This is a genomic window from Massilia haematophila, assembly GCF_042647645.1.
Taxonomy (GTDB): Bacteria; Pseudomonadota; Gammaproteobacteria; order Burkholderiales; family Burkholderiaceae_D; genus Telluria; species Telluria haematophila.
Genome location: NZ_JBHRVV010000002.1, coordinates 133,078 through 146,060, shown reverse-complemented (window position 1 = coordinate 146,060; position 12,983 = coordinate 133,078). Strand labels below are relative to the sequence as shown.

At 55.5% G+C, this 12,983-nt stretch carries 7 protein-coding genes; 4 read left to right on the top strand and 3 right to left on the bottom strand.

Annotated features, from left to right (window positions below; translation table 11 throughout):
• Positions 1 to 2,448: 2,448 nt before the first annotated feature.
• The 3 genes from ACFOPH_RS25520 to ACFOPH_RS25510 all read left to right on the top strand — a co-directional run bounded on the left by ACFOPH_RS25520 (position 2,449) and on the right by ACFOPH_RS25510 (position 8,072).
• Positions 2,449 to 3,171, top strand: a complete 723-nt coding sequence (locus tag ACFOPH_RS25520) for an AAA family ATPase (RefSeq protein ID WP_379738067.1) — start codon at positions 2,449 to 2,451, stop codon at positions 3,169 to 3,171.
• Positions 3,172 to 3,388: 217 nt separating this feature from the next.
• Positions 3,389 to 4,258, top strand: a complete 870-nt coding sequence (locus tag ACFOPH_RS25515; RefSeq protein WP_379738188.1) for a ParB/RepB/Spo0J family partition protein — start codon at positions 3,389 to 3,391, stop codon at positions 4,256 to 4,258.
• A 2,482-nt stretch (positions 4,259 to 6,740) separates the two neighbouring features.
• Positions 6,741 to 8,072: a replication initiation protein gene (locus ACFOPH_RS25510; RefSeq protein ID WP_379738063.1), complete on the top strand. Its 1,332-nt coding sequence runs from the start codon at positions 6,741 to 6,743 to the stop codon at positions 8,070 to 8,072.
• A 27-nt stretch (positions 8,073 to 8,099) separates the two neighbouring features.
• Here the strand turns inward: ACFOPH_RS25510 and ACFOPH_RS25505 are convergent, their stop codons facing one another.
• The 3 genes from ACFOPH_RS25505 to ACFOPH_RS25495 form a co-directional block, all read right to left on the bottom strand.
• Positions 8,100 to 8,957, bottom strand: a complete 858-nt coding sequence (locus ACFOPH_RS25505) for a hypothetical protein (RefSeq protein ID WP_379738061.1) — start codon at positions 8,955 to 8,957, stop codon at positions 8,100 to 8,102.
• Positions 8,944 to 9,966 (bottom strand): tyrosine-type recombinase/integrase, encoded by a 1,023-nt coding sequence (locus tag ACFOPH_RS25500; RefSeq protein ID WP_379738059.1) that lies wholly within the window; start codon positions 9,964 to 9,966, stop codon positions 8,944 to 8,946. The genes ACFOPH_RS25505 and ACFOPH_RS25500 overlap by 14 nt, the downstream gene beginning before the upstream one ends.
• Before the next feature lie 520 nt (positions 9,967 to 10,486).
• Positions 10,487 to 10,825: a helix-turn-helix domain-containing protein gene (locus ACFOPH_RS25495; protein WP_379738057.1), complete on the bottom strand. Its 339-nt coding sequence runs from the start codon at positions 10,823 to 10,825 to the stop codon at positions 10,487 to 10,489.
• Positions 10,826 to 10,931: 106 nt separating this feature from the next.
• Between ACFOPH_RS25495 and ACFOPH_RS25490 the strand changes: the two genes are divergently transcribed.
• Positions 10,932 to 11,648, top strand: coding sequence for a YkgJ family cysteine cluster protein (locus ACFOPH_RS25490; protein ID WP_379738055.1), 717 nt, complete (start codon positions 10,932 to 10,934; stop codon positions 11,646 to 11,648).
• Positions 11,649 to 12,983 lie beyond the last annotated feature (1,335 nt).

The window sequence follows — 12,983 nt, the reverse complement described above, 5'->3', positions numbered from 1 at the left end:
GCCTCCCGAGTCAGGAACGACCCTGCGCGACAGGGTCAAGAGGACCTTCTCACACTGGCGAAGCTGTCACGCACTTCATCTCCGCCGAGAAGTTACAGAGTTGATTAATTAACAGTCGCACAGTTCCTTCATCGCTCGGTGGTGGACAGCAAGCGGCTCAAGGGACAGGTCGTGGTCACCTGCAGCACGCACGATTTCACGGCCAGCATGGCGTATACGATAGCCTCGCACCTGTCGGGGGGCCAATGTTAAAAGCATTGCGGGGCCGGGCGACCCGTTCGGTGGGCTCGGAGCGAACGGCCCTGCAGATGCAACACGGCGAGTCCGCGAGACTGCAAACAATCTGAGTGAAAATCCGTCGTCGCGGACTGCGACGCAAGCATTTTGAGGTTCTATAGGCTTCTGGACGTATCAGTTACGCGTACGGTTGCCCGAACGATTGTCGAAATCAAACAAAACGGCTGCTGAGTTTGCTTGATTCAAGCGATTCTGAGAGGGGACATTACGACGGGAAATACGCGGCGCAGAGTGCAAAGCAGATACATCACTTTCGATGGCGCCGCAGATGCACTGTGACCCTAGCAACCCGGTCTGCAAATTCCAGCGATACCACGCTTAGCTAATACGGGCTCAACTGAACCTTGCACGGTGTAGCACTTTCACACGTGAAAACCCATGGACCGCATTGCTGCCGAGGAGATCACTGTTGTTCAATTTATGAGAATGCAATATGTTTCGCAGTCGACGTCAACGTATAGGCGAACTTGTATCGCCGATGTTTTTAAGGTTCGTCGTCTAGACTCAGCTTTTCGTGTGAAAGCATTGGATCGCCGAGAGCAAGGGCTAACCTTGAGGCGTGAATGTCTCGGCCTCGAGCGCACATGGTATCGGTTCCTTATTGACAGCGCACTGGCTGCCAAACGCGCGGGCCCGTGTCGCTTCTCTCGGCCTAGCTGGATGGTGTGTTCATGAGGGGCCGTGGTCCCGCGCTAACTCCTAGGCGTGACTTTATTCGTATCGCTGAGGCGCGGAGACTGGTGCGTTACCGCCACCTCTCGCATAACCTCCTGGCGCCATTAGTAACGTTGTCTCTCTCGATTTTTTGTGGCGCATAGGATTGCATCCTGCCGCTCTTCTGTACTCGGTGAGGCATTTTTGTGCGTTCGGCTGAGCTCACAGGATGGTTTATAGTCGGGGCAATGTGCGCGTTTCGTGTCCTTCGACTGGGCACTTTCACGCGTGAAAGTGCGCTGCTGAGAGTGGTCTCACCTTTCGCCGAGTCGGACGATGACAACGCCAGGTGTAGTGCTCTTCTCCAGAAAGCACGTTGGGATTGAAGCAACGGCGCGAACCATATTTCGTCTCATGCTCCGGAGGCAGTCGTATTAGCTCTACGTTCGCTTTCCGTGGTCGTCGTGAAGCGCATGAACAGCATGTGCCCGACGATCATCGCATACCGCTGCGACTGTGAGTTGGCCCAAAAATGGGCGGTCTGATTTCTCCGACCGTTACCGGGGTGGCGATAGCGTCACACTTGCATTCAAAAGCACATGGCCCGCTGCTCCGCCGTTCTTGTTTTGAGGAGTGACCGCAACCGCATCTGCCCGTCGAGGTGGAGCACTACGGATCGGTCCTTGCGCGGTATGCCTGTCATTTGGCCTGGCTGATGGCATCGGGCCGAAATCTTCTTCAAGCTAGAACAACTCAGGCTATTCCGCCACCGGTGTATCCGCGCAATGGGCCGCTGCGGTTGTTAACGCAGCCTGCGCTGTAGGGCAGGGATGTTTAGAGGCCTAATTTGGCATGGTAGCGGCCAACTTAATTGGAGCTCAGCACCTTGGATAAGCGTCTGCAGTGGGCGTAGCCTAAGTCGGCGCCTCGGGGAACTGCGATTGCGGCGTGGCCACACGCTGTAGATCGGCTATAACTTAGCATGAAGTCGAGGCTCTTCGCAGGTTGTTGACCGAGTGAATCAATTTTGGACGCCAAAAGGCGCTTAGGACGGCGCATAGCCTGGACACTAAAGCTCTTCTGCGCTCGCGGGACTGTTCCTGTCCTGCTTTCACGCGTGAAAGCAGGTGAGATCAGCATGCCGCGCTCGATTCGCGAACCGACCAGTGTACGTCCGTCCATTAGCAGCAGCGCAGAGCACTAGGGCGCCAAGGCAAGAGCGCTGCGCACTGTCGAGGCGAGTGTATTAACGTGCAGGTGAGGTATTCTTGCCTCCGACTACATAGGCTGGCATTTGTTGTTCCTGAAAGCTAGCTTCGACACTTCGCGATTGCGACGACCGGCCCTCTGCAGATCGGATAATGCGCTTTCACGCGTGAAAGCAGAACGGCCGCAATGTAAGATCGCTGTTTAAAAACCTTGATGTTGAAGCATATCTGTTCCCGTTTCGACTATAATTCTCCTTATTATCATAATGCGTAAAAATACGCTCTCCCAATGTCCATTACCGAGCAAACTACAAGTCCGATCATTATTTGCGTCGTGAATCAGAAGGGCGGATGCTGTAAAACCGCGACCTCGATGCAACTGTCGGGCACCCTCCAGAAGGCCGGCTTTTCGGTATTCGTAGCCGACATGGACCCGCAGAACACGGCTTCGCTGTGGTCACTGCAGGCAGATCCCGTGACGCCGTTCCCCGCCACCGTACTGTCCCTTGCGCCGCTGCGCGAGGCCTTCCTGGACAAGCTTGTCTCGGCTGCAAAAAACTATCAGTTCATCATCATTGACTGCCCACCAGCGGTGGAGTCGCCGGTACCCTGGGCAGCACTAATGGCGGCGGACCTGGCAATCATCCCGGTAATTCCCTTGATGGACAACGTATGGGCATCAAAGCAGATGGAAGAAATGGTCCTGCGTGCGCGAACCACCCGCCGGGATCGCGGGATTTCTGGCGAACTGCATGCGGGCTATCTGCTGTCGCAGGTGCGCCGCGGGAACGTGTTTGAGAGCTGCGAAGCAGCTTTGCGCAAACAAGCACAGTTGCCAATTTTCCAGACCCGCATTGCGTTGCGCAACGTTTATCCCGAGTCGCAGGTGTTCGGCACCACGGTGCATTCGCTTGGCAAGAGCCCGGCAGTGGCTGAATTCAACGCCTTGGGAAAGGAAGTGCTCGACATGCTTGGAGTCAAGATGCCGAAACATCGAGGAAATAAGAAATGAATATGAAACTGAACAAGGCAGCACTGATGCAAAAGGCCGCCACCGGAGCAAATCAGTCAATCGACCTCGCCGAACGCATGCGCCAGGCTAGTGAGGCAGCACGCGCACACACCCTCTCGCGGTCCCTACCGGCACTAGCGCATTACCGGTGGGAGCGGCGCAGGGTGAACCGACCTCGGCTCCCGATCGCCCTGCTGAGGCGCAGCGGGAACGCGACGTGGTAGCTGCGCCTTACGGTACCGTCAAGCCGGCGGGGAGCGATGACGACAATCGGCGCGGCCGGTTCGAGACTGTCCTCTTAAGTCAGGTGGACCCAAATCCGTACAATGCGCGCCAGACCTACAAGCCCGAGCGGGTGCTCGAAATGGCCGCAAGCCTCGCCAAGAATGGCCAGGACACACCAGGTACCGCCACCGTCAGGAACGGCCGGTACGTGCTCGCGGCCGGCCACTACCGGCGCTTAGGCCTGCTGCACATTCACGCCGCGTCGATAGACAAAGCCACGATCGACCTGATCGTCAAGCCGAATATGTCGGACCGCGAGCTGTACGAGGCCAGCTACCGTGAAAATGCCGAGCGCCAAGAGCAAACTGCCTACGATAATGCGCTGGCCTGGAAGAAGCTGTTGGACCAGGGCATCTACGAGAATGAAACGTCGTTGTCGGAGGCCGTCGGCATGTCGCTGCCGAACGTTAACAAAACACTGTCTGCGCTGAGGCTGTCGCCTGCCGCCCTGACGCTAGTCGAGTCCGCCCCTGCTAAATTTGCACTTGGCACCTTGTATGAACTGGCCTTGTTCGAGGAAGTCGCGGGAACGGAAAGAACGGTGGCGATGGCAGCCCAGGTACTCGAAGGAAAACTCGGTCGTGACCAGATCAACGAAGCCCGCAAGCAGATCGTTGAGCCGAAACTTCGCAAGCGCAAAGAGACGTCGCGGCCCTATCCGATCTTCGTCGGCAACAAGTACGAGGGCACACTGAAGGAGTGGCCAAACGGTAAGGTGACGCTTGAGGTCAACATCGGTGATGCATCGATGCGTGACGCCTTTGTAGCTTCGCTGCGCGAGAAATTTGGCGCGAAAAGCTGAAGCCACGCTGGAGAGCAGACGCTACATCAGCGGTCGGCTCTTCAATTGGGACAAGCTCCTTGTAGCGCGACCTTTTCGTTCGCGCTATTTTATTTCTTACCCGTCATTTGCCGCATACCTGGGAAGGGCTGCGTCGCGTACGCTATACCATTGCATAACTTTGTCGATCTGATTGTTTGGTTCACATCATCTGCCAGAGCCTATATGCGCGACAATAAATGGGCAACAACGCAGTCAACGTCATTGCAGCACCGATTGGTGCTCACGTTGCGCGCCAGAGCGCGTGCTTGTGCCGCAGGCACAGAAGAGCAGATTGGGGTAATGCGAGGCGGAATCGCCATACGGTCGAGAAGGGCAGGCGCGGAACTGATGCGCGCGGAGCGCTTACACATTGGCGAACCGCAAGCACCACAACCGCGCGCTGTAGCAAACGCGCAAGCTGACAGTCAAGTGGCATTTTTTGCGAAGTCGGACGATAAGACGACTTGGGCGCTGCGTCGGCCGCAGGCCACGGTCGCGTTCGACTGCGACCGTGGGCACTACCCATATGCCCCGCAAATCAAGCCGCCGCAGGTCGAATCAATCTACGCATGACTCGATCTGTACATCCAGCGCCTGATGCAACTCAATGCATTCCGGCGCTGTACGGATGAATACACTGGTTTCACTAAAATCTGTCCCATCTGACCACGGAGATGAGTGAGGAGAATACGACGAGTCATCTACGAAGAGTCAGGGAAACCTCGAGGCCGCACGAGTACAAGATCGTCAGTCCAGAAAAGCTTAAGCCTACAATCTGGTAATGTATCACGACGTCTGACCCGACCATCATGACCCGTTTGCGTCCGATCCGTAAAGGTCACAGGAATTGTGCGGTTTTGTTTCGAAGAACCAGTCAAGGTCACAGAGATTGTGCGGAGGGGAGCGTTTAGCACCCCTATTCCGACTAAACAGCATGACCTGACGTAGATAGGTGGCCAGACGCCTTGACATCTACCCGAAATTCGGGGTTCAGCTGCCGCCAGAGCGCCCCCACGTAGCTTCACGCATTCATGCGATGACCATGTATTGTAAAAGTAGAGGCGGCCGAAGGCGTCGAAGCCATGCTGGGGCCTTCAGCACACAATTATGGTGACCTTGCGCCATCAAAAGACGGTGCTACCAGCACAATAACAGTGACGTTGCCCTAAACGGATGCCTACGACCATCAAAACGAGCACAAGACACGGCTGAAAGCGCGATTTACATTCTTGCCAGCGCCATCGACTGCGTATGGAACACCACACATCAGGTGTGAACCTGCACAAGAAAAGTGACCTTGCAGGGGCGGAGCGCGGGCCAGGCGCACTAGGAGGCATCAGATTCAGTGAGCAAGGCAAGAACAATGGTGGTGACCTTTGAGGCCTCTCGGCGGCTGCGAGCCCGCATAACTGCTCGCTTTGCACGGAAAACACACAATCTCATCGACCTTTTCACATTTTCTGTGACCTTGCCTTCGCCAAGATCGGCATACCGCACAATTCCGGTGTCCACATGCTTCCACAAAGCGACCTTGCTGCACACTTACGTCGACCATTTGAACGTCATTTGTGACCTTGCCGTCCTAAGTCCTTGATTTTATATAGAAGTCCACCTTCCTGTTAGTAGGTTTGTCTTTTAAAAAGAACCTACTAACTGCAGATGCACGCAGCAACACACCAGCTCCCAGGTGGATAATAGGCAGCAGCTGGCCTAGTTGCCAACAAAAGGTCACAACTTATGTGCAGCCACTCCCACCGAGACGGTCACCAACCCAACATAACTTCGCTCAAATGGACCGGACCTCAAGGAAACCGGATCCCATCCCCGTTTTCGGTACGGCTAGAACGACATCAGGCGTCCTCCGTCAAGGATTAGCGCAGTGCTCAACAGAGGCGTTACCGCGCACAACTGCATCGATCTCGATTCGATGAGAAGTGTGAACAATCCTGGTGACCTTGCCTGAACCCGCCAAGCGCAACGGCGCATGGTGGGCCGCTGCGCCCGAAAAACGCACAAAGACTTCGACCTTGTTACATTTTCTGTGACCTTGTGTAGATACGTTTCTTTGGCGAACACAAATTTTGTGTCCTTTGACGCGAAATGGCGACCATGCTGAACACTCTTGTCGACCATGTGTCATTCTTTTGTGACCTTGCCGAGCTAAGTACTTGATTTTTATAAGACGAACTCTCCCCTGTTAGTAGGTATGTTTATAAGAAAAACCTACAAACCTAGTGCTTGCTAGAGCTAGCAAACTAGCGGTATGACCCGACAGCATGTCAGAGCGCTGCCAATCTAAGGTCACGCTTTTTGTACCACCGCTCGGGCGCACGTATCGTGTGCAGCAGACGTCGCCGACGATTACCGGAACTGTATCAAGCCAACAGCAAGGTCACCGTAATTGTTTTGACAGGTTCACCTTGGACTGTCATGCTGCTGTGGAACTATAAGGATGAGCAGCATGTCACGACAAATGGCCCTCGCGTTATTCGCCGACTATTCGCCGACCGACAGAGGCGTGGATGATGCGCCTCTAGACCTCGGCTTTCGCCGCAACAATGCACTCGTCAAGATCGTCGACCTCAGCCTAGCTGGGCGGCGCATGATCGATGTCGCCTATTTTCTGGCAGCCGAGGATACCGAACTCCACAAGGAATACAGGGTCGACCTTGGGCTGTTCCGGTGGTTGCTCGGCACCACGAGTCGCAACCAGCGCCACTTGGCGAAAATCATCCGTGAAGCCCAAAAGGCAGCTATCGAGCTCAACGAGATAGACCCTGACAATGCTGCCAATGATTTTTATGGCGCCGTCCCTTTGCTAGGACCGGCCTTCGTACGCGGTGGCGAATTTAGGTTTGAATTGTCCGAGCGCCTTCAGGTCGCCATCAAGAACCCGACCACCTTCCACTTCCTCAGCCTGCGCTACGTGTTTAACTCGGTACATTCGAAGATCCTATTCGACCGCCTACAGGAATACATCGACGAGGGCACCACGCCATGGCTGGACCTCCAGACCCTCCGCGCCTGGATGCAGTGCGAAACTAAAACCTACGACTTATGGAAACATTTCCGTAACAAGGTGCTGGTACCGGCGACAAAGGAGATCAAGGAAGTTGCCCAGCTCAACGTCGAGATCGTGACCATGAACGTGCCGGGTTCCAAGCGCGTTGGCCAAGTCCGGTTCGCGCTTACCCGGCTGAAGGATGGGGCAGCAAATGAACAAAAAATCGAGCTAATCGTCCTGCGCTCCCTGTATGAAACGCTCAATACCGAATTCGCTCTGAACCAAACTGATTTTAACGAGATCATGTCCAATCGCGACGTCTTTACTGACGAGCGTATCCAGCAGGCGATCGAGTACACCCGACACAACATCGAGCGCGGCAAGGTCAAGCTGAGCGCAGGTGGTTACCTCATGAAGGCACTCCGGGAAGGCTACCGCCTGGGAACCTTGGATAAGCAGATCCACGCCCGCCTTGCCGGCGAAAAGGCGGCCAAGGACGACGCCTCGAGCGGCGCCGAACGGCGCAAGGCAAAGACAGACGCCGAAGCTGCGCAGCGCAACCAGCAGCTCGCCGAGCTTGGGTGGGAGGCATTTGACAAACTCGATTCTTCCGCACAGGCAGAAGCGCTGTCCGATTTTTGCAGGTCGCCGACCGCGAAGCCGCTCGCCCGTAAGATAGGAATCGAGGTCAAGGAACTGCGCGAAAATCTATCTGCCCCGGCCGTACGTAGCAGCTTCGGCGTGTTCGTCGCCGCTCGCGTACACCGAGCATCCAAGGAGAGCCAGTAGCGATCGCGCGCCGCGGAAGTGCCAACGTCACACAGACATCATGGCAGCCATGCGTTCAGTCATGGCCTGTACCGCTGACACATCCAGATGTGGCTCATTGCGCAGCAATTGTTTATAAAGGAGAGATTGAAACGGGATCGCATCGACAGCTCGTACCGGTACCGCGACCGCGACCCGACCGCGCTGGATAAGTCTGAAATAATAGTGAGAATCCTGAAACTCGATCTGGAGCGACTTGTCGTGCTCGCGGCCGTGGCCATCGAAGCGCAGCGACCGGATCTTGTTCTCCAGCAGAGCCAGCACCTGGTAGGCTTCCTGCACGGTGAGCTGGAGCACGATTTTGTTTGACCAGTCGAACGTCTTGCGGGCGCCGCCGCCGGCAAGCGCTACGGCGCCTTCAATGTTGATCGTGTGCTTGCGCTCCGCCCTGGTCGTGGCCTCTGCGATGCACAGCGCCGCTGCCGACGAAAATATCTTAAAGCTGTAGTACGGGGGATCCGCTGGTGTCGGCGTGCTGTCGGCTACCGCGGCTGCTGCGCCAAGTTCCGCCAGATAGCTCCGCGCGGCCGCGGCGCGTGGCGTGCGCATGGCAATCGCGTCAATGGCGTCAAAAAACCGGCGCTGCTCTTTGCACGCAAGCGTGACGAGCTGGTCGACCGGCAGGTGGCCGCCGACGCGCTGCAGTGTGGACCGGGTCTTCGTGTCGAGCACGCGCACGGTTGCCTCCAGCTCGTCGCGCTGCTGGCGATCGCCGGCGTGGAAGGCGAGGAGGGCCGCTTCGAACGGTTTGCCACCACCGGAGCTGGCCAGCTCGAGCAGCTGGTCGCGCGAGAGCGCCGGCAGTCCGGCCGCGGCCAGGATGCTCGTGATTTCAGAGAGCTTCATCGGACTTCTTCTTTCTTGGCTTGGCGGTTTCGTAAATGTCGGCAGATCGTTCCAGGGCCAGGCCGAGATACCCCTTGACGTCGTTTTTCGTGCGGCCGTGCTCCTTCAATTGTTGTGCGGCGAACGTGTTTCGCAAGGTACGGCCGCCGCTCCTGTTGACGTCGATGCCGGCCCGGGCGAATGTCTCCTTCACTTGGCGCCAGAGAGTCACCTTCGACATCGGCTTGCCATCTTTGTCTCCGGGGAAGACCAGGTCCCCTTTGATCAGGCGCTGTCCCTTGCCATCTTCGGCCAGCCGTTCGATGAGCCAGTAGCGCAGCGCGTCGGCGCCATAGCCGTGGACGATGGTTTCGTGCTCGTAGCTCGTGGCGTGCTTGTCTTCCGGATTGATTTTGAGCCGAATGGGCAGCGGGCTTAACGAATTCTCGACCTCGCCCAGGTGCAGCCCGATCGCCTCGGCCACCTTCAAGCCCCCGAACAGTAGCGTTGCCTGTACGGCGTGATCGCGCCGGCGCTTCCACGCTTTGGGCAGCCGCCCGGCCCGGTTCGCGCCTGGCGGCTCGCGGGAGGGCAGGGCGGCTACGAATGCGTCTACCTGTGCCGGGTCCAGTGCTTCGGTGCCGACGTTTTGCGCAAGGTAGTGGTTGTCGACTGCGAGCTTGGTGGCCGACGTCGCCGGGTTCGGTGCGATCTGCAGGTGGCTGTAGCAGCGCTCGAGCAGGCGCAGATACCGTTCCGTGATTCCGCTGTTCTGTTCGCCGCGCCGGCGCAGTTGGCTGATGAAGCGCACTAGGTCGCGCTCCTCGACCTGCGAGAAGCGGCGGTTCTGGCCAGCCAGCCAGGTCGCGAACTTGCGGAACATGAAAATGTAGACCTCAGCCGACTTCGTGGAGATCGCCTCGGGCTCGGTCTCGCCAAGTCGCCGGCTGGTGCTGGCGAAAGCTGGCGTCGTGACGAAGGCCGAGAAGGCGGCAAGGGGATCGTCGTCCCACGTTTTCAGGTCAGGCAAAGGCACCTCGTTATGTGCGTTCGCCGCGGCCGCCGGGCGGCTGGCGCTGAAGGCGCGAACGGTCAGGGTTTTCCGGTGTGGAGTATGTCAAGGATACCATAACTGAAACTAACAGACAGACAAGTTATCCGAACCCAAGGGGATGCGACTGCCGCTGGCTCCGGCCAGGTGCCGGGGGGATTCTTTGGATTCTCTTTGTTCTTTTTGTTCCCTTTACTCTCTTAGCACCGCTTGGGGGACGACCAGGCGAATGGCATAGTTTGAGTAGCCCGGGGCGTGTCTGGAGGAATGTTCTTATTTGTCTTTACCGTTCGTTAGTTTCAATTATGACTTGCGCTGATGCCACATGGCTCGGCGGGGCGATAGCGAGGCGCGACAATCATGCCTGAGGCAACAACGTGCCTATTGTTACGATCGGGAAATTCCCGGACAGGCTTCTAGCGGCGGAATGCCGGCGTCCGCTTGGTCGCGTTGCACATGTTGAGAAATTGGGGGCGCTCAGAGGCCTGTTGAGCGATAGTTAAAGAAAGTCTCGACCGAATAAGTTCTTAATCGAGTGAAGCAGTGTCTGGCGTTCTGCTTCAGGCAAGGCGGAATAGATGAGGATTAGCTCTGCCAGTCGGTCGTCGGGGCAGTAGAAGTACGCAGGCGATATATCCATAACTCTGGCGAGGCTCTCGACGAACTGAAAAGGAGGTTCGTGGATTCCACTCTCGTAGCGGCTAATCCTTGCGCTACTGGAAGATTCTTCCAGGCCAGCCATAACACCAAGCTCGTCCTGGGCCCATTTGCGGCGTTGCCGGGCCTGACGCAAACGGAGGCCGATGATGGAGTTCGATGATGGATTGCGTACAGGCATCCTACGATAATCGTAGGTTTTGGTGGATATTTCTCTACGAAAAACGTAGAATCGGCATGTGGCATGCACGGGATGCAGTAGCCACATGTTCAGCAGGAGCCTTCACATGTTAGACATAGAGACGTTGAATTTCTTTGAACACGAAATCGAAGCCTTGCTAAAGCAAGGGAGTGAACAGTCTTTACAGCGTGCCGAAGAGATGGCCCAGATGCTGGAAGCTCGAATTCAAGAACAGCACCACATGGAATCGGACATAGTGCAGAGCAAGCTACGGACTCTCGTTGAAGCACATGCTTGGATGGCCCCGAAGCTTTTACAACAGGACCTTAGCAGGATCGTGGCGGAAAATGCCAGTCTCAAGTCTAAGCGCAGGAAAATAATCACGATTGCAACTCGTGTAACCGATGCACTTTCACCCTACGTGGCATGTGGAATAGGCTGCAGCGATTGCTGCCGCATGAACACAATGATCTACGAACATGAAGCAATTCGCTTGGCCGAGGTCACGGGACGCAAAATGGTTCGTTTGGCTTATAGACCTATTAAGGAAGTTTTTGCTCAAGGCGCAAAATTTAACGGTCAGCCTTGCCCTTTCCTACGAGAGGACAAGTGTTCCGTTTACGAGGACCGTCCTCTCGTGTGTCGAACGCATCACTCTTTGCTCGATAACCCAACGTCCTGCAACATGGACATTCCTCCTGCTAAGCAGACCCGTCCGCCAATGTATGACCCCGACCTCCTTGAGAAACCATACATAGAATTAAACGTAAAACACAACCCAGCAGAGCCTTGGGGGAACATCGCTGAGTTCTTCCCGGACTAACGAAGAATCAAGCAATATGTCGCGCAACGCGCTTTGAACACTGCGACCACTTCAGCTCTATACCAGGCTTAACGGAAGCGTCATCGCAAATTAACACAAAATGGAATATGAGTGACTGTGACTCTGATGTGCATTGGCTTGTAAAGCTCGCACAAGAAATCCGCGAAGGTAGTAGAGCTCCCGCGTCTGGAGAGCCGTCGATTGATCAGGATCTGGCACATCCGGCACTCTCAATTTTAGGTGAACTCATTGACAGTTGTGGCTCCGAAATCGAACCGGCGTTTTTAGACGGTTACGCTTATGGACTATGTAAAGCCGGGCTGATAGATGATGTTGTCTTGAGGGCAGTTAGGCTCCACATCGGAATAAGTGAAGAGGGCGATCTAACGCAAAGCCCGGAGCTTAAACACTAGGTAACGTGACTTAGTAGGCCAGATAGGGTAATAGGGCTGTGACAACGCTAAACATTACTTGTCAAAAAGCGATGAAGCTCCATGTACCAATACAGTAAGATACGAAAGTAGGTTCTGTCACTTCGTAAGTCCTGCCCTCGGGCAGCAGGCCCTGCTCGAACCCTAAATATCCGCTGTGCTCAACATTGAAGCAGCAAATTTTCGCATCGATGCCTGCACCTTTCTGTCTACTGGTACTTGGCTCAACCATTGAGCTACCTGCATATCTACGAACTCATGGAACAGCAAGGCGTGCCGATTACAAATTCGACTATTAACTGCTAAGTCACTTGTTCCTTCCAGTCATTGAAAAGACTTTCGGTAAATATAAGAACAAAGTCGGTACCAGGAGAGGAATGGAAGAGACATTTCTAGAGGGCAGGGGCAGTGTAGAGGTATTCTGCCAGTTCATGGTCAAGGAAAGAAAGACCGCCACCTTCTATCCGGTATGCCTTTTAGACAAGGTAGTTCGGACATCTAGGGCGGAAGTCTGGACGCCCACAAAATAAAATTTGACCGTAGCGCTGTAGCATGGGCCGTAGACCGGTGAGGCGCAAGCCCTGTTGTCAGCGGTTATTTATCCTAGGAACACGGTATATCAAACCTATGCGTCAGCTATAAGACTGCATTTTCTTCTTGTGAGTTTGTCGGGGCCAGTCGTCAGGATCAGCAGCGACATGAGGTGCCATTAGATGATCCCTTGGGGACTTCTCTATGCTATCCCGATGCTATCCCGATGCTATCCCGATGCTATCTCAGAGCGAACGGCCGTCTGCCATGAGCAGAAAACACTGTTTCCTCGTCAGTTCGGGGTTGACGCACAGCAACGGTTGATGGGATAATGGTTCGTCCCTATGGGGCATTTTTGGACCCTACAACTTTT